The organism is Curtobacterium sp. A7_M15 (genome assembly GCF_030705415.1).
GTDB lineage: Bacteria > Actinomycetota > Actinomycetes > Actinomycetales > Microbacteriaceae > Curtobacterium.
In genome coordinates, this window is sequence record NZ_JAUZED010000022.1 from 21,867 (window position 1) to 39,251 (window position 17,385).

The window sequence follows — 17,385 nt, forward strand, 5'->3', positions numbered from 1 at the left end:
TCGATCAGTGGCTGGCACGAAGGTAATCGTTGTAATCCTGATTGGCAAGCGCTTTCCACTCCGTGCGGTGCCGCCCGCTGCTGCCGTCGCCCAGCCGACCACCGCCTACGATGGCGAAGCGGAGCCCGTGAGTCACGGCCGGAGAGGATCGCCACCATGGCCGAACGAGGCGGCGTGCGACTCGAGGACGTCGCGCGGGCTGCGGGCGTGTCCGTCGCGACCGCATCACGCGCGCTGAACGGGAGCACACGCCGCGTCCGCCCCGAGCACTCCGAACGCGTCGCCGCTGCCGCCGCCGAACTCGGGTACCTCCCCGATGCACACGCCCAGGCGATGGCGCGCGGCACCACGACCGTCGTGTCGCTCGTCGTGGGCGACATCACGGACCCGTACTTCGCCGAGATCGCCTCCGGAGCGATGCGCGCCGCCGACCGCGCCGGCCTCGTGCTCGTGATCACCTCGACCGGCGGCGAGCCCGAGCGCGAGGCGACCGTCCTGCAGAGCACCGCCGTCCTGCGACCACGCGCCGTCGTCCTCGCCGTGAGTCGGCGGACGGACGGCTCGGCGGAGTCCGGCATCCGCACGCTCCACGATCGGGGCGCATCGGTCGTCGCACTCGTGTCGGACGACTCCGATGCCCCGGGCATCGACGTGGCGACACCGCTGACGATCCGCAACCGAGCGGGCGCAGCCTCGCTCGCCGGGGCGCTGGTCGACGAGGGACACCGCGACTTCGTCGTCCTCGCCGGCGATCCGGACGTGGTCACCGCCCGCGCGCGGACCGCCGGGTTCGTCGCGGGGCTCGCCCGACGCGGCCTCGAGCTGCCCGAGACCAGCGTCACCGCCGGCCCGTTCACGAGGGATGGCGGCTACGCCGCGATGGCGCGCCTGCTCGCGAGCGGCCATCGTCCGGGCTGCGTGTTCGCGGTGAACGACGTCACCGCCGTGGGCGCGCTGGCCGCGATCCGCGACCACGGCCTCGAGCCGGGCGCCGACGTCGCCGTCGCCGGGTTCGACGACGTCCGGATGCTCGCCGACGTGGTCCCGGCGCTGTCGACGGTCCGACTCCCCCTGGACACGATCGGCGAGACGGCGGTCCGGCGAGCGCTCGGCGAGGACGTGGCCACGGTGTTCGACGGCGAGGTCGTCCTGCGCCAGAGCACACGTCGCACCGGCTAGCGCGGGCGCCGCTTCCGGTTCGGTGGTGATGCGTGTACCGTTCCGGCAAGCGCTTTCCAAGCACGACGGCGCGGAACTGATCGACGAGGATCCCGGAGGAAGCCCGTGACACGACCACCACTCGGCATCATCATGAACGGCGTCTCCGGGCGGATGGGCTACCGGCAGCACCTCGTCCGGTCGATCCTGGCGATCCGCGATCAGGGCGGCGTACTGCTCCCGGACGGCACACGGGTCCAGGTCGAGCCGCTCCTCGTCGGGCGGTCCGGGTCCAAGCTCGCCGAGATCGCGGACCGGCACGGTGTCGAGCACTGGACCACCGACCTCGACGCCGCGTTGGGTGACCCGCGGTGGGAGGTCTACGCCGACTTCCTCGTGACGAGCGCCCGGGTCCCCGCCCTGCGCCGGGCCATCGCCGCGGGGAAGGCGGTCTACACCGAGAAGCCGACGGCGGAGTCGGTCGAGGACGCACTCGACCTCGCGCGCGCAGCCCGGGCGGCCGGCGTCCAGAACGGCGTCGTGCACGACAAGCTCTTCCTGCCCGGTCTCCGGAAGCTCCGCCGGGTGCTCGACTCCGGTGCCCTCGGCCGGGTGCTGAGCGTGCGCGGAGAGTTCGGGTACTGGGTCTTCGAGGGCGACTGGCAGTCGGCACAGCGTCCGAGCTGGAACTACCGTGCCGAGGACGGCGGCGGCATCGTCGTCGACATGTTCCCGCACTGGAGCTACGTGCTCGAGCGCCTGTTCGGGCGGGTGGAGTCGGTCTCCGCCCGCGCGGTGACGCACATCCCGGAGCGCGTCGACGAGCAGGGACACCGCTACCGAGCCACCGCCGACGACGCCGTGTACGGCGTCTTCGACCTCGCCGGAGGGATCACGGCGCAGATCAACTCGAGCTGGGCCGTGCGCGTCGACCGGGACGAGCTCGTCGAGTTCCAGGTCGACGGCACCGAGGGCAGCGCCGTCGCCGGACTCTTCGGCTGCCGGGTCCAGCACCGGAGCACGACGCCGAAGCCCGTGTGGAACCCGGACCTCCCGGACGCCCACGACTACCGCGCGGACTGGCAGACCGTCCCGGACAACGAGGTCTTCGAGAACGGCTTCAAGGTGCAGTGGGAGCAGTTCATCCGGGACGTGGTCTCGGGCACGCCCCATCCGTACGACCTCGTGTCCGGCGCGCGGGGTGTCGCCCTCGCCGAGGCCGGGATCCGCTCCGACCGCGAGGGGCGGCGCGTCGACCTCCCCGACCGGCGCCTGCCCGGGCCGGCCCCGGACGGCGCGGCCGGCGACGACGCCACGGCAGCGGTCGTGCCGAGCGGAGCGCGGGTCACCGCATGACCGACCTCACGCTGCTCGCGCCCGACGGGACGACGTCCTCGGTCCCGCTGCACGACGCTCCGGAGCGGACCCGCCCGGCAGGCCCCCTGACCGCACGGGTGGTCTACGCCGCCGCCCACGTGGTCCCCCGCGTCGCCGGGGACAACACCCCGGGCGCGCCGGCGGACATCGACTGGGACGCGACCCTGGCGTTCCGACACCACCTCTGGTCGTGGGGCCTCGGCGTCGCGGACGCGATGGACACCGCGCAGCGGAACGCAGGCCTCGACCCCGTCGCGATGCGCGAGCTCGTCCGCCGCAGCGCGGCCGAGGCGCACGCCGTCGGTGGCCGGATCGCGGTCGGGGTGAACACCGACGACCTCGTGTCCGACAGCCCCACCCTCGACGAGATCGTCGACGCCTACGTCGCGCAGCTGCGCCACGCCGAGGAACACGGGGCCGTCGCCGTGATCATGGCGAGCCGCCACCTGGCCCGGGTCGCCCGGACCGCGGACGACTACCGACGGGTCTACGGACGCGTGGTGGCCGAGGCCACGGAGCCGGTGGTGCTGCACTGGCTCGGTGCGGCCTTCGACCCGGCACTCCGCGGGTACTTCGGGTCGACGTCCGTCCCCACCGCCTCGGACACCGTGCGCCGGATCGTCGCCGACGCCGGCGAGCGGGTCGCGGGGATCAAGATGAGCCTGCTCGACGCGGACGCCGAGATCGCCCTCCGCTCGCTGCTCCCGGACACGGCTCGGATGTTCACCGGGGACGACTTCCACTACGTCGACCTGATGTCCGAGCGCGAGGGGCGACACTCCGACGCACTGCTCGGAGCCTTCGCGGCTATCGCACCGATCGCGTCCTCCGCCGTCCAGGCGCTGGCCGCGCCGGACGGCGCTGCGCGGTTCCGCCGCATCCTCGCCCCCACCGAAGCGCTCTCCCGTCGGCTGTTCGAGGCCCCGACCTGGCACTACAAGGCCGGCATCGCCTTCCTGTCCTGGCTGAACGGGCACCAATCCGCCTTCACGATGGTCGGCGGTCTGCACGCGGCGCGGAGCCTGCCGCAGCTCTCGGAGACGATCCGGCTCGCGAACGAGTGCGGCGCCCTCGACGACCCGGACCTGGCCGCAGCCCGGTGGCACGACATGCTCGCGCTCTCCGGGGTGTCGGCAGGGCGTCCCAGGAGGCACGGTGCCGGTCTGCGGGCCCGGTCGCGTGCCGAGGTGGTCGCGTGAGCACGCCGGCCCACGCACGCCTGTCGCTCAACCAGGCGACGGTCAGGTCCGCGACGCTCGCCGAGGCGATCGACCTCGCGCGGGCAGCCGGCATCGGTGCGCTCGGCACGTGGCGGGGCCCCGTGCAGGACGTCGGGTTCAACGAGGCGGCCCGGATGATCGCCGACTCCGGCCTCCGCGTCTCGTCGCACTGCCGCGGCGGGTTCCTCACCGATCCGGACGGGCCCGCCCGCCGTGCGGCGCTGGACGACAACCGCCGCGCGATCGAGGAGACCGCGGCGCTGGCCGCCGCCGGGAGCGCGGGCTCGCGAGCCGTCCTGGTCCTCGTCGCGGGAGGCCTGCCGAGCGACTCCGTCGACCTCGTCGGCGCGCGTTCCCGGGTGGCCGAGGCGCTCGACGAGCTCGCACCCGACGCAGCGGCTGCCGGTGTGCAGCTCGCCGTCGAACCGCTGCACCCGATGTACGCGGCGGACCGGGCAGTGGTCTCGACGCTCCGACAGGCGCTCGACCTCGCGGCGCCCTTCGACCCGACGACCGTCGGGGTCGTCGTCGACACGTTCCACGTCTGGTGGGACCCCGACCTGGCCGACTCGATCCAACGCGCCGGGCGGGAGCGTCGGATCGCCTCGTACCAGGTGAGCGACTGGCTGACGCCGATCGCCGCGGATCCCCTGCTGTCCCGGGGCGTCATGGGCGACGGCCACATCGACTTCGGTCCGGTCTCCGCACTGGTCGACGCTGCGGGCTACACCGGTGACGTCGAGGTCGAGGTCTTCAACCAGGACGTCTGGGACACCCCGGCCGCGACGGCGGTCGCACGTGTCGTCAGGGCGTTCCGCGCGCACGTGCCGGTGGCCGAGACCCTCCCGGCGCTCCGGTGAGCACGCCGGCGACGGTGGTGCTCGTCGGCGTCCGCGGCTTCGGCGCCGTGCACCTGGCCGACCTCCGCCGACTGGGAGCGTCCGGCAGGGTGCGGCTCCTCGCGCTGGTCGATCCGCTCGTCCCGCCCGGTCCTCCCGACGACGCACCGCTGTTCCCGACCCTGGGCGACGCGTTCCGGGCAGTCGGTGTCCCCGACGTCGTCGTCGCTGCCGTGCCGATCCCGGTGCACGCGTCCGTCGCGAGCGAGGCGCTCCGCGCGGGCGCCGACGTCCTCCTCGAGAAGCCGCCGTTCGCGCGCATCTCCGACCTCGAGTCCTTGCTCGACCTGGAGCAGGCGACCGGCGGTGTGGTGCAGGTCGGCTTCCAGAGCCTGGGCTCGCACGCGCTCGACGACCTCGACGCCGACCGGTTCGGCATCGGCACGGTCCGTCACGTGCGAGCGATGGGTGCCTGGGTACGCCGCAGCGCGTACTGGGAGCGCTCCCCGTGGGCCGGGAGGCGTTCCCTGGACGGTGTCGACGTGGTCGACGGAGTGGCCACCAACCCGCTCGCCCACGCGGTCGCCACCGCGCTCCGGATCGCCGGGTTCCGCGGAGCGGAGGACGTCGCACGGGTCGACGTCGACGCGTACCGGGCGAACCGGATCGACGCGGACGACACGACGGCCCTCCGGATCCTGGCCGCCCGGCCCGGCGCGCACCCCACGGTCTCGGCGGCCCTGACGCTGGCCGCGTCCGGCGAGGCCGATGCGTCGCCCGTCGTCGAGGTCGTGGGAGACCTCGGCACCGTCACCTTCCGGTACACCGAGGACGAGGTCGTCGGGCCGGACGGCGTCGTCACCGGGACCGGACGCACGAACCTGCTCGAGAACCTCGTCGCCCACCGCACCACGGGGGAACCGTTGCTCGTTCCCCTGCGCTCGACGGGTGCGTTCATGCGGGTGGTCGAGGCGATCCGGACGGCCCCGGAGCCCGCGCGGATCGAGCCGCGGTTCGTCGAGGTGGTCGGTACCGGCGGCGACGCGCACCCGGTGGTGCAGGACGTGGAACGGTGGATCCGAGCGGCAGCCGACCGTGACGGCACCTTCACCGACGCCGGAGCGCCCTGGGCATCGGCCTCGCGGGACGCCCCGATCGCTCGGCTCGGCACGGGCCGGAGCGGGCCGCTCGTCACCGTGCAGGACGGCGCCGGCACGTCGCCGTCGTCGTCCCCACGGCCGTTCCTCCACCCGGTCCGCACGATGGCCGGCGTCCAGCTCACCGCGCGCCGCCCGGCGGACCACGACTGGCACCTCGGGGTGGGCTTCACCGTCCCGAAGGTCGACGGGACGAACTTCTGGGGTGGTGGGACATACGTCCGTGGTCGGGGCTACGTCGACGCGGACGACCACGGACACCAGCGACTGGACGACCTCCGGACCACGGCCGACCGCGGGGCCGAGGCCGTCACCATGCGGCTCACCTGGGTGGGCCGCGACGGCGCCGAGATGCTCCGCGAGGTCCGGACCGCGACCGTGCGGCCGCTCGACGACACCGTGTGGCGGCTCGACCTCCGGACCGTCCTCGAGCCGGCGGGGAGCCGGGTGGTGACCCTCGGCAGCCCGGGCTCCAACGGACGCCCGCGCGCCGGGTACGGCGGGTGGTTCTGGCGTTTCCCGGAGGTCGCCGACGTCGAGGTGCGCACCGAGGACGCCGTCGGCGAGGACGCCGTGCTCGGCACCACGGCGCCGTGGATCAGCTGGACGGCGGACTTCCGCGGGGCGCCCGGAGCCACGGGTGACGCGACGATCCTGCTCGCACCCGGTGACGACCGGACCGCCGCCGACCCCTGGTTCGTGCGGACGGCCGACTACCCGGGCATCGGCAGCGCCCTCGCGTGGGAACGGCCCGTGCGGGTGGAGCCCGGCGCACCGCTCGTCCGGTCACTCCGGGCCGTGATCGCAGACGGTCGTCACCCCGGACCGGCCCTCCGCGCCCACCTGTCGGACGGCTGATCGTCGCGGTGCCGCGACGTGCGGTGGTCGTCCGCCGGGGCGGACCGGTGCCGACGCGCGGTGCCGCACCGCGCCTCCTGGGCCGCACCGGAGTACGGACGGCAGTGGGCGCCGGATCGCAACGCGACCCGGCGCCCACTGTGCTCACTCGACGCCCGCCGTAGCGTGCGCCGAGGCGTCTCAGCCGATCGACACGGCGGTCCAGGAGACCGGGGGCAGCTCGATCGTGATCGTGTCGCCCTCGCGGCGGACGGTCTCGTTGGTGCGGAGGCCGACGCGCTCGGTGTCCGCCAGGTCGTTCACGGCGTGCAGGTCGTCGTCCCAGATGCCCTCGGCGCGGACGTCACCGCCGACCGACAGCCCGGCCAGGTCGATCGTGACCGTCGTCGACTCCGACGGGTGCCGGTTCACGAGGAACACGGCTGCCCCGTCGTCGGACACCGTGGCGGCCGAGTCGACGACCGGGACCTCGCCGTACTTGCCGCCGTCGACGGTGTCGCCCGAGGACTTCACCTGCAGCGACGTGCCGTTCGCGAGCTTCGACGTCAGCGAGAACGGGAAGAACGTCGTCTGCCGCCAGGCCGGGCCGCCGGGCTCGGTCATGATCGGGCCGATGACGTTGACGAGCTGCGCGAGGCTCGCCGACGCCACGCGGTCGGCGTGGCGGAGCAGCGAGATGAGCAGGCCGCCGACCACGACCGCGTCGGCGACCGTGTAGACGTCCTCGAGCAGGCGCGGGGCGACCGGCCAGTCCTGGAGCTCGAACGTCTTCTGCTGCTCGTTCCACTTGCTGATCGACCACACGTTCCACTCGTCGAACGAGATGTCGATGCGCTTGTCGGACTTCTTCTGCGCCTGGACGTGGTCGGCCGCGGTCGTGACGGTCTTGATGAAGTGGTCCATGTTCACGCCGGAGGCGAGGAACGAGGCGAGGTCGTCGCCCTCCTCGTAGTAGGCGTGGGCCGAGATGTAGTCGACGTCGTCGTAGGTGTGCTCGAGGACGGTGCGCTCCCACTCGCCGAACGTCGGCATCGACGCGCCGGAGGAACCGCAGGCGACGAGCTCGAGGTCGGGCTGGATCTGCCGCATCGCCTTGGCGGTCATGGCGGCGAGCTTGCCGTAGTCGTCGGCGTTCTTGTGGCCGAGCTGCCACGGGCCGTCCATCTCGTTGCCGAGGCACCACATCTTGATGGCGAAGGGTTCCTGCCGGCCGTTCGACTTCCGGTACTCGCTGAGGGCGGTGCCGGCGTCGATGTTGGCGTACTCGAGGAGCTCGATCGCCTCCTGTGTGCCGCGCGTGCCGAGGTTGACGGCGAGCATGAGCTCCGAGCCGACCTGGTCGAGCCAGTGCTGGAACTCGTGCAGGCCGACCTCGTTCGTCTCGGTCGAGTGCCAGGCGAGGTCGAGGCGCCGCGGGCGCTGCTCGACCGGGCCGACGCCGTCCTCCCACTTGTAGCCGGAGACGAAGTTGCCGCCGGGGTACCGGATCGCCGAGACGTTCAGGTCCTTGACGAGGTCGATGACGTCCTTGCGGAAGCCGTGCTCGTCGGCGGTCTCGTGGGCGGGCTCGTGGATGCCGTCGTAGACGTGGCGTCCGAGGTGCTCGACGAACCCGCCGAACAGGCGACGTCGCACCGGCCCCACGGTGAACGCGGCGTCGAGGACGAGGTGTGTGCGGGGCATGGATCTCCTTCGATCGTGGGGCTGCCTGCGCTCGGCGAAAGTGAGCGCTCACGTTCCGGAAACGCTAGCGGCTTTCCGCGCGACACGAAAGGGGGCGCCCCCGAAGATCACGGATCGGCCGTCACCCGCGCCGAAAGGGTGGCGGGCCGCCCGGACGCGCGCTAATGTGAGCGCTCACGGAGCACCGACCCTGCTCCGACTCGGCCCGTCCCGATGGAGTGATGCCATGCCGAACCGATTCGCCGTACCCACACCGCCCCAGAGGGGCAGCGCCTTCACACGGCGCAGCCTCCTCGCCGCCGGGGCAGCCGCGGCCACCGTCCTGCCGCTCGCCGCCTGTTCCAGCCCCCTCGCCGCCGGCATCGCCGGTGCACCGCTCAACCCGGAGACCCTCGTCTTCTGGAACCTGTTCGGCGGTGGTGACGGCCTCCGCATGCAGGAGATGGAAGCCGGCTACGCCAAGCAGCACGGCGGTTCCTCGTCCCTGCAGGCGACCACCTTCGCGTGGGGCAACCCGTACTACTCCAAGGTCACACTGGCGACCGTCGGGAACAAGCCGCCGGACGTCGCGATCGCCCACCTCACCCGCGCGAAGCCGCTCTGGGACGGCGACCTGCTCGACCCGATCACGAGCGACGACCTGGCGAGCGTCGGCCTGAGCGCCAGCGACTTCAACCAGAAGGCCTGGACCGCGCAGAAGACCGACGGCAAGAACATCTGCGTCCCGCTCGACACGCACCCGTTCGTGCTCTTCTACAACGTTGACGTGTGCCAGAAGGCGGGCCTCATCGACAGCGACGGCAAGCTCAAGGACCTGACCGGGATCGACGCCTTCGAGAGCGCACTCGCCGCGGTCGCGAAGGTCACCGGCGGCACGGCCCTCAACGTCGCGAACGTCAGCGAGATCGCCACACCGTGGCGGTTCTTCTGGACGATGTACAACCAGATCGACGGTGCGACGCCGTTCATCAGCGACGGCGGCTCGAAGCTCACCGTCAACGAGGACGCCTACAACAAGGTCACCGACATGACCCAGAAGTGGGTGAAGAACGGCTGGCTCAACAAGGGCCTCGACTACGCCACCGCACAGACGCTGATGTTCACCGGCAAGGCGGGCTTCTTCATGCAGGGCGAGTGGGAGATCAGCACGGCGCAGTCGATCAAGGGCCTGAAGTTCGGCATGGCGCCGATCCCGCAGCTCTTCGACAAGCCCGCGGCGCAGGCCGACTCGCACACGTTCATCCTGCCCAGGAAGGACCGGACCCCGGAGCAGCGCAAGGCGCACATGCTCTTCATCAAGCAGATGCTCGAGCAGAGCCTCACCTGGGCGCAGGGCGGACACGTGCCGGCCTACCTGCCGACCTACGACAGCACCGCGTACAAGAAGCTCCAGCCACAGGCGAACTACGCCTCGGCCGCCGAGAACGCGGTGTTCGACGACCCCGCCTGGTACGGCGGATCCGGGTCGACCTTCGAGAACACGGTCGGTGCGCAGCTCGCCCTCGTCCAGCAGGGCAGCAGTTCGCCCGCGCAGGCGATGGCCGCGATCAAGTCCCAGCTCTCCACCTACCTCAACACCCCGAGCCCGCTGTAAGCCCGCGCGAAAGGCACGATGACGTGACCACAGCACCTGTCCTCGACCGGCCGACCGACGCAGCCACGGCGCCGCGAGCTCGCCGGACCGGCTCCTTCCAGACCAGCCTCTCGCGCGGCCAGGGCCGCTCGGGGTGGCTCTTCCTCGCCCCCTTCGGCCTGTTCTACCTGGCCTTCCTGCTCGGCCCCACGATCTGGATGATCGTGTCGAGCTTCTTCAACACCTCGACCGTCCGCACCGGGCTCGGCACCTTCGCCGGGTTCGCCAACTACGCCGAGATGCTCGGCCGCGACGACTTCTGGTCGTCGCTCTGGCACACCCTGCAGTTCACGCTCTACACGACGCCGCCGCTCGTCATCCTGGCGTTCCTCTTCGCCGTGCTGACGAACCGGATGAACCGCGGCCAGTGGTTCTTCCGCCTGGCGTTCTTCCTGCCGTTCATCCTGCCGTCGGCGACGATCTCGCTGATCTGGGTGTTCATCTTCACGCCCGCGACCGGTCTGTTCGCGTCGATCCAGTCAGCGCTCGGCCTGACCCCGGGTGCCGGCGTCCTGTCGAGCCCGAACACCGCGATGATCGGTGTCGCGATCGCCACGGTGTGGTGGACCCTCGGCTTCAACTTCGTGCTCTACCTGGCCGGCCTGCAGGAGATCCCGCGCGAACTCTACGAGGCCGCGGCCGTCGACGGTGCCTCGAACTGGCAGCAGATCAAGTCGATCACGCTGCCCCTGCTCGGTCGCACCACGACGCTGGTCATCCTGCTGCAGATCATCGCCAGCCTGAAGATCTTCGACCAGGTCTACCTGATGACGAACGGCGGCCCGGGCATCTCGACCCAGGTCTCGCTGCAGCTCATCACCGGCGTCGGCTTCACCGACAACCGACTCGGTGCAGCATCCGCCGCGTCGGTGCTCCTGTTCATCGTGATCGTCGCGATCGCGGTCATCCGGCAGATCGTCGAGCGCGCTGCCGCCAAGCGAGAGATGGGTGCCTGACGTGACCACCACCGAGAGCATCACGACCGACCGCCCGAGGCTCCGCACCGGGGTCTCCGCCGCGGCACCCGCCAACGCCGCGAAGATCGGCGTCTCCGGCAAGGGCTTCAACATCGTCGCCGGCATCGTCCTCGGCGTCTTCGCGGTCATCTGGCTCATCCCGAGCCTGTTCGCCCTGAAGACGTCCCTGTCCGACAACGGCGTCGCGGCACTCGGCGCGAACTCGATCCTGTCGAACTGGAACCCGACGCTGCACTCGTACGCGGCGCTGTTCCAGGCCGGCGACATCTGGAACTGGTACCTGGCGAGCGGCATCACGAGCCTCGTGACGACGGTCCTGACGGTGCTGTTCGCGTCGATGGCCGCGTTCGCGCTGTCCCGGCTCGTGTTCCGCGGCCGGAACGTCGCGTTCCTGCTCATCATCCTGGGCATCATGATCCCGACACAGGTCCTGATCATCCCGATCTTCCAGGAGCTCAACTCCGTCGGCCTGCTCAACACCTACTGGTCGGTGATCTTCCCGCAGGTGCCCGCCGTGATCGCGGTGTTCATCTTCAAGCAGTTCTTCGACGGCATCCCCCGGGAGCTCGAGGAGGCCGCGCGCATCGACGGCGCCGGCATGTGGAAGATCTACTGGTCGGTGATCCTGCCGCTCTCGCGTCCGGTCATCGCCGCGGTGGCGATCCTGACCTTCGTCGGGGTCTGGAACAACCTGCTGCTGCCGCTGTTCGTGCTGTCGAACCCGGACCTCATGACGATCCCGGTCGGGCTCGCCACGGTCCAGGGCAGCTTCGGTCAGCGGTACGCGGACATCCAGGCCGGGGCGATCCTGGCGGCGCTGCCGCTGATCATCCTGTACCTGATCTTCCAGCGCCAGATCGTCGAGGGTGTGACCGGGTCCGGTCTCAAGGGCTGACGCGACCGCGGGACGGTCGGGAGGCGCGGTGCCAGCGGGCACCGCGCCTCCCGTTGTGTGCGGGGTGCAGGGTACGGGTGACGCGGCCGGGCGGGATCGCGCGTGCCGGGCGCAATCGGGCGTACCTGGCGGGATCGGGCGTACCCAGTCGAAACTTCCGTGGCAGTACGCCCGAATCGACCGAGTACCTCGAGTGCGCCTGATCGCATCGGGCGTCCTCGGCGGAGTCGGGCGTACCCGGTCAGATCGCGTGTGCCCGGCTGGAACGCGCGTACCTGGCCGAACGTTCCGACCAGGTACGCCCGGATCGAGCAGGTCCACCGGGGAGACCTGGTCGAAGCGGGCGTACCCGGCAGGGTCGGGCGTACCGGTCACGGTCGGGCGTACCGGGCAGGGTCGGGCGTACCTGGCAGGGTCGGGCGTACCCGGTCGGAAGTTCCGTGGCGGTACGCGCGAATCGATCAGGTTCCGAGACACATCTGGTCGGAACGGGCGCTCCCGGCCGAAGGGGCGGCGCTGGACGACCTGACGCGACGCCCGCGATTCAGGTGGAGACGGACTCGCGAGCCTGGTGCTTCCAGAAGCCGGAGAACGTGATCCGCGCCTTCGGCAGCCCCGCACGGTGCAGGTGCCGACGTCCCTCGGTCGCGAGCGTCGACTCCCCCACGACGAAGGCGTACCCGCGGTCGTCGACCGGGACGTGCCGCTGGAGCTCGGCGAGCGCCGCCCGTCCCGGGACCGTGTGCGGGGCGACCTCGTCGCGGACGATCCACGTGACGGTGACGCCCGCGGGTGCGTCGAGGGGGCGGACGTCACCCCGGGTCGGGACCTCCTGGATGATGCGGCCGACCGAGTCGCGCGGGAGCGAGGCCGCTATGCCGACGACCCCGGGCAGCCCGGTCTCCTCGGCGGCGATGAGCACCTCACTGGTGTCGGGCGGGCAGTCGAAGATGCAGCCCTGGTCGAGCATCGCGAGTTCGTCACCGGGGCGGGCACCGCAGGCCCAGATGGCCGCGCGGCCCTCGGGGGTGCCGTCCGCGTCGGTGTGCACGACGAAGTCGACGTCGAGCTCCGGCGTGCCGTCGGCGAGCTCGCGGTGGGCGGCGACGGTGTAGTTCGCGCAGTGCGGCCGGACGTCCTCGGGGATGGCGAGGTACGTCGGCCACCACTTGGTGCCGTCGAGGTCGGGCATCCGGAACGCGTCCTGGTCGGGGCGCTGCACGAACAGGCGGAACCAGTGGTCGAAGCCGAGGTAGCGGAACTCGTGCAGGTCGTCACCGGTTACCGTGACGCGGTGCATCGAGGGGGTGACCCGCTCGGTGCGGACGACCCGAGCGCGGAAGAGCCGGGGGTTCTCGGGCAGGAGCCGCGGGATCTTCGCCATGAGGCAAGGCTAACCTAAGATGATCTCCGTGCCAGCCCCGATCCCTGCCCTGGCTCCCGTCCGGGAAGCCCCCGCCACGCGTCCGTCCGACGCGCTCGGCGTGCACCGAACCGCCGTCCGACGCCGGGCTCTGGTGATCGTCGCCCTCGTCGTGGTGCTCGCCCTGGTGGCGGTCGCGAGCCTGCTCCTCGGCAGCAACCGGATCGGCGCCGACCGCGTCCTCGACGGGCTCATGCGCACGGGCAGCAGCACGGACGAGGCGATCGTCTGGGGCTCCCGCATCCCCCGGACGCTCATCGGGGCAGCGGTGGGCGCGGCGCTGGGGGTCGCCGGGCTCCTCATGCAGGGGCACACCCGGAACCCCCTCGCCGACCCCGGTCTCTTCGGCGTCTCGTCCGGTGCGGGCCTCGCGGTCGTGATCGGCGTCTACGTCTTCGGCATCACGAGCACCGGTGCCACGGTGTGGTTCGCGCTCGTCGGGGCGCTCGTGGCGAGCGTGGTCGTGTTCTCGGTGACGATCGCGGGCAGCGGGACGGCGAGTCCGGTCCCCCTGGCCCTCGCCGGCGCCGCGGTCTCGGCGCTGCTCGGAGCGCTGACGTCGTTCGTGGTGCTGACCGACCAGGACTCGCTCGACGCGTACCGACTGTGGGTCGTCGGGTCGCTCGCGGCGCGGCAGCTCGACGTGCTCGGCGCGGTCTGGCCGTTCCTCGTCGCCGGACTCGTGCTCGCCGTCCTGAACGTCCGGGCGCTCGACGCGCTCGGGCTCGGGACGGACCTGGCGAAGGGCCTCGGCGAGAACGTGCTCGTCGCACGGCTCGTCGGACTCGGCGGCATCACGCTCCTCGCCGCCGGGGCGACCGCGGCCGCCGGGCCGATCGGCTTCGTCGGCCTCACGGTGCCGCACGTCGCCCGCGCACTCGTCGGTACGGGGCACCGCTGGACCCTGCCGGTGTCCGCGCTCGTCGGGGCGGCACTCGTGGTGCTCGCGGACGTGGTCGGTCGCCTGATCGGCGGCTTCGCCGAGGTCGAGGTCGGCATCGTCCTGGCCGTCATCGGCGGCCCGGTGTTCGTCGCCGTCGCCCGCCGTCGATCGCTGGTGTCGCTGTGAGCGCGGCGGAGCAGGCACCCACGCGCACCGGGGCGCAGCCACACACGACGACACACACCCGCGCACACGCCCCGTCCGGCCGCCGCGGCGTCGTGGTCGGCCCCGTGGGACTCGCCTGGCGCCCCCGCGTCTTCTGGTACACGGTCGCCGCGCTCGGTGCGGTCGGCGTCCTGATCGTCCTCGGCGTCGCGATCGGCTCGACCTGGATCGCCCCGGTCACCGTCCTCCGCTCGCTGTTCGGACTCGAGACGGGGCCGGACGCCTTCATCGTCTCGACCCTGCGCCTCCCCCGCGTCCTCACCGGCGCACTGGTCGGCCTGACCCTCGGCGTCGCCGGCGCCCTCACTCAGACCTTCACGCGGAACCCGCTCGGGACGCCCGACATCATCGGGGTGACCTCGGGCGCGAGCGTCGGAGCGGTCGCCGCGATCGTGCTCGGCGGCGGGTCCTACTCGGTCTCGGCGATCGTCCTCGGCGGGGGCATCCCCGTCGCCGCGACGATCGGCGCGCTCCTCGCGGCCGCGGCGGTGTACGGGTTCGGGTGGCGCGGCGGCGTGCAGAGCTACCGGCTGATCCTCGTCGGCATCGGCGTGAGCGCGACGCTGGACGCCGTCACGAGCTACCTGCTCGTCCGCGCCAAGATCACGGCGGCAGCGGCGGCCTCGCAGTGGCTCGTCGGCAGCCTGTCGAGCACGTCCTGGTCGAGCGTGTGGCCGCTGCTCGTGGTCGCGGCGATCGCCGTCCCGCTGGCCCTGGCCACGAGCGCCGCGCTCGGCATCGGGCATCTCGGCGACGAGGTCGCGACCGGGGTCGGCCTGGCCGTGCAGCGACACCGACTCGTCGTGATCGCGCTCGCGGTCGTCCTCACAGCAGCCGCCGTCGCCGCAGCAGGGCCGGTCGGGTTCGTCGCGTTCGTCGTCCCGCAGGTCGGGCTCCGGCTCGCCGGCACGAACCGTCCACCGCTGCTGCTCGCCGGAGCGCTCGGCGCGGCCCTCGTCCTCGCCGCGGACCTGCTCGCCCGGTCGGCGTTCCCGTGGCAGGTGCCGGTCGGGATCATCACGACCGTGATCGGCGCCCCCTACCTGATCTGGCTCCTCATCCGTCACCGCAAGGAGATGTCCCGATGACCCCCACCCCGGCGAGTGTCCCGATGACCCCCACCCCGGGCGCCACCGTCCCGGACACCACCGTCCCGGTGCTCGAGGCCCGCGGACTCGCGGTCGGCTACGACCGCCACCCCGTCCTCTCCGACCTCGACCTGCGGATCGAGCGGGGCACCGTCACGACCTTCCTCGGCGCGAACGGCTGCGGGAAGTCCACGCTCCTCAAGGCCCTCGGCCGCGTGCTCAAGCCGCAGGCCGGCGAGGTCCACCTCGACGGGGCGCCGATCCGCCGGGAGTCGAACCGAGCGGTCGCGAAGAAGCTCGCGATCCTCCCCCAGTCCCCCGTGGCCCCGGCCGGGACGAGCGTGCTCGACCTGGTGATGCGCGGCCGGAACCCGCACCAGTCGTGGGCGAAGCCGTGGACCGCCGACGACGCCGACGTCGCCGAGCAGGCCATCGCTGCCACCGGCCTGACCGAGGTCGCACACCGGGACGTCGCGAGCCTGTCGGGCGGGCAGCGGCAGCGCGCCTGGATCGCGCTCGTGGTCGCGCAGCAGGCCGACACCCTCCTGCTCGACGAACCGACGACGTACCTCGACCTCGCGCACCAGCTCGAGGTCCTCCGGCTCGTCCGGCGGCTCAACCGCGAACAGGGCTCGACCGTGGTCATGGTCCTCCACGACCTCACGCTGGCGGCCCGGTACTCGGACCGCCTCGTGGTCCTCCACGACGGCGGTGTGGCGGCGGACGGTGCCCCGGCCGACGTCCTGACACCCGAGCTCCTGGAACGCGCGTTCGGGCTGCACGCCCGCGTTGTCGCCGACCCGGTGACCGGTTCCCCCATGGTCGTCCCGGAAGCCGACGAGCACGGCGTGGGCCGCGACGACGAACTGGCGGGCGCGCGCAACTTAGGTTAGCCTCTCCTAACGTGAAGACCTTCCGCCGCGGCTCCTTCCGCGCCGCCCTCGTGACCTCCGTGGCCGTCTCGGCCCTCCTCCTCGCCGGCTGCTCCAGCACGAACAGCTCCGACGACAGCGCCGGGAACGGCAGCAGCGCCGCAGCCGACGGCGCCTGGTCGTACAAGGACGCCACCGGCACGACCGTCAAGGTCGACCACACCCCGAAGCGCGTCGTCGTGCTCAACGACATCGCGATCTCGTTCATCGAGTACGGGCTCAAGCCGGTCGGCACCTTCGGGCAGCTCACGATGGCGAAGGACGCCCGCTTCGACGATCTCGACACCGACGGCATCACCCAGCTCGGCGAGGCGTACGGCGACATCGACCTCGAGCAGCTCGCCGCGCTGAAGCCCGACCTCGTCGTCACCTCGGTCTACCCGACCGACGAGAAGGGCACGCTCGACACCACCCAGCCGGGCTACGGCTTCAAGGACAAGGAACAGCAGAAGCAGGTCCAGGCGATCGCTCCGGTGGCCCAGGTCGAGTGGGGTGGCAAGGGCGAGGACGTCATCAAGACCATCGCCAGCCTCGCCGAGTCGCTCGGCGCGAAGGAGTCGACGGTCGACAAGGCCGAGGACCGCTTCGAGACCGCCGCGGACGACCTCGAGAAGGCCGCGAAGGAGTCCGACCTCTCGGTCGTCTCGATGTACGCCGACGGTGACGGCGCCTACGTCACCCGCCCGAGCGATGAGCCCACGCTGCAGATGTACACGTCCTTCGGCGTCGACTTCGTGAACCCGAAGCCGAAGGGCTTCTACTGGGGCATCTACTCGTGGGAGAACGCCGGGCAGATCACCGGTGACGTGATCCTGCTGTCGCAGCAGGGCTACCAGGTGGCCGACCTCGAGAAGCAGCCGACGTTCGCCGACAACGCGGCGCTCGAAGCCGGTCAGGTGCACAGCTGGACCTTCCCCGCGCTCGACTACGCCTCGCAGGCCGACTACATGACGAAGCTCGCGGGCTGGCTCGAGGACAGCAAGAAGCTGTCCTAGACCGGACCACGTGACGGACGGGAGGCGCGGTGCCAGCTGGCA

At 71.7% G+C, this 17,385-nt stretch carries 14 protein-coding genes; 12 read left to right on the forward strand and 2 right to left on the reverse strand.

The window, feature by feature from the left end; all coding sequences use genetic code 11:
• Positions 1–156 precede the first annotated feature (156 nt).
• From Q7F20_RS06320 to Q7F20_RS06340, 5 genes are all read left to right on the forward strand, one after another.
• Positions 157–1,179 (forward strand): LacI family DNA-binding transcriptional regulator, encoded by a 1,023-nt coding sequence (locus Q7F20_RS06320; protein ID WP_305739268.1) that lies wholly within the window; start codon positions 157–159, stop codon positions 1,177–1,179.
• 132 nt (positions 1,180–1,311) lie between these two features.
• Complete coding sequence (locus Q7F20_RS06325) at positions 1,312–2,514, forward strand: Gfo/Idh/MocA family protein (protein WP_305739281.1); 1,203 nt, start codon at positions 1,312–1,314, stop codon at positions 2,512–2,514.
• On the forward strand, positions 2,511–3,734 hold the full coding sequence (locus Q7F20_RS06330) for a DUF993 family protein (protein WP_305739269.1): 1,224 nt from the start codon (positions 2,511–2,513) through the stop codon (positions 3,732–3,734). Before Q7F20_RS06325 ends, Q7F20_RS06330 begins: the two co-directional genes overlap by 4 nt.
• A complete protein-coding gene (locus tag Q7F20_RS06335) occupies positions 3,731–4,615 on the forward strand; it encodes a sugar phosphate isomerase/epimerase (RefSeq protein WP_305739270.1) in 885 nt (294 codons plus the stop codon). Before Q7F20_RS06330 ends, Q7F20_RS06335 begins: the two co-directional genes overlap by 4 nt.
• Positions 4,612–6,609, forward strand: a complete 1,998-nt coding sequence (locus Q7F20_RS06340) for a DUF6807 family protein (protein ID WP_305739271.1) — start codon at positions 4,612–4,614, stop codon at positions 6,607–6,609. Before Q7F20_RS06335 ends, Q7F20_RS06340 begins: the two co-directional genes overlap by 4 nt.
• Positions 6,610–6,789: 180 nt before the next feature.
• Here Q7F20_RS06340 and Q7F20_RS06345 read toward each other — a convergent pair whose 3' ends face one another.
• Positions 6,790–8,292: an alpha-N-arabinofuranosidase gene (locus tag Q7F20_RS06345; protein ID WP_305739272.1), complete on the reverse strand. Its 1,503-nt coding sequence runs from the start codon at positions 8,290–8,292 to the stop codon at positions 6,790–6,792.
• Positions 8,293–8,518: 226 nt separating this feature from the next.
• Here Q7F20_RS06345 and Q7F20_RS06350 point away from each other — a divergent pair, with 226 nt between their 5' ends.
• Genes Q7F20_RS06350 through Q7F20_RS06360 form a run of 3 tightly spaced genes read left to right on the forward strand, consistent with a single transcriptional unit; the run spans position 8,519 to position 11,797 of the window.
• The gene (locus tag Q7F20_RS06350; protein ID WP_305739273.1) at positions 8,519–9,886 is read left to right on the forward strand and encodes an extracellular solute-binding protein; all 1,368 of its coding nucleotides are present in this window, start codon (positions 8,519–8,521) and stop codon (positions 9,884–9,886) included.
• A gap of 23 nt (positions 9,887–9,909) precedes the next feature.
• Entirely contained in the window at positions 9,910–10,881 is a 972-nt protein-coding gene (locus Q7F20_RS06355; RefSeq protein WP_305739274.1) for a carbohydrate ABC transporter permease, read from the forward strand.
• Between the two features lies 1 nt (position 10,882).
• Positions 10,883–11,797 carry a carbohydrate ABC transporter permease gene (locus tag Q7F20_RS06360; protein ID WP_305739275.1) on the forward strand — a complete coding sequence of 305 codons (915 nt, stop codon included), beginning with the start codon at positions 10,883–10,885 and terminating at the stop codon, positions 11,795–11,797.
• A 544-nt stretch (positions 11,798–12,341) separates the two neighbouring features.
• On the opposite strand, the gene Q7F20_RS06365 is transcribed toward Q7F20_RS06360, so the two are convergent.
• Positions 12,342–13,181, reverse strand: a complete 840-nt coding sequence (locus tag Q7F20_RS06365) for a siderophore-interacting protein (protein ID WP_305739276.1) — start codon at positions 13,179–13,181, stop codon at positions 12,342–12,344.
• Positions 13,182–13,200: 19 nt separating this feature from the next.
• On the opposite strand from Q7F20_RS06365, the gene Q7F20_RS06370 reads away from it, so the two are divergent.
• The 4 genes from Q7F20_RS06370 to Q7F20_RS06385 all read left to right on the forward strand — a co-directional run bounded on the left by Q7F20_RS06370 (position 13,201) and on the right by Q7F20_RS06385 (position 17,343).
• On the forward strand, positions 13,201–14,289 hold the full coding sequence (locus Q7F20_RS06370; RefSeq protein ID WP_305739277.1) for an iron ABC transporter permease: 1,089 nt from the start codon (positions 13,201–13,203) through the stop codon (positions 14,287–14,289).
• Between the two features lie 104 nt (positions 14,290–14,393).
• A complete protein-coding gene (locus Q7F20_RS06375; RefSeq protein WP_305739278.1) occupies positions 14,394–15,416 on the forward strand; it encodes an iron chelate uptake ABC transporter family permease subunit in 1,023 nt (340 codons plus the stop codon).
• Positions 15,413–16,309, forward strand: a complete 897-nt coding sequence (locus tag Q7F20_RS06380) for an ABC transporter ATP-binding protein (protein ID WP_305739279.1) — start codon at positions 15,413–15,415, stop codon at positions 16,307–16,309. Before Q7F20_RS06375 ends, Q7F20_RS06380 begins: the two co-directional genes overlap by 4 nt.
• Positions 16,310–16,320: 11 nt before the next feature.
• Positions 16,321–17,343, forward strand: a complete 1,023-nt coding sequence (locus tag Q7F20_RS06385) for an ABC transporter substrate-binding protein (protein WP_305739280.1) — start codon at positions 16,321–16,323, stop codon at positions 17,341–17,343.
• Positions 17,344–17,385: the final 42 nt, after the last annotated feature.

Coding starts and splice junctions, on each gene's coding strand:
- Q7F20_RS06330 (WP_305739269.1), top strand. CDS start 2,511: ATGACCGACCTCACGCTGCTCGCGCCCGACGGGACGACGTCCTCGGTC.
- Q7F20_RS06380 (WP_305739279.1), top strand. CDS start 15,413: ATGACCCCCACCCCGGCGAGTGTCCCGATGACCCCCACCCCGGGCGCC.
- Q7F20_RS06350 (WP_305739273.1), top strand. CDS start 8,519: ATGCCGAACCGATTCGCCGTACCCACACCGCCCCAGAGGGGCAGCGCC.
- Q7F20_RS06345 (WP_305739272.1), bottom strand. CDS start 8,292: ATGCCCCGCACACACCTCGTCCTCGACGCCGCGTTCACCGTGGGGCCG.
- Q7F20_RS06325 (WP_305739281.1), top strand. CDS start 1,312: ATGAACGGCGTCTCCGGGCGGATGGGCTACCGGCAGCACCTCGTCCGG.
- Q7F20_RS06320 (WP_305739268.1), top strand. CDS start 157: ATGGCCGAACGAGGCGGCGTGCGACTCGAGGACGTCGCGCGGGCTGCG.
- Q7F20_RS06370 (WP_305739277.1), top strand. CDS start 13,201: ATGATCTCCGTGCCAGCCCCGATCCCTGCCCTGGCTCCCGTCCGGGAA.
- Q7F20_RS06365 (WP_305739276.1), bottom strand. CDS start 13,181: ATGGCGAAGATCCCGCGGCTCCTGCCCGAGAACCCCCGGCTCTTCCGC.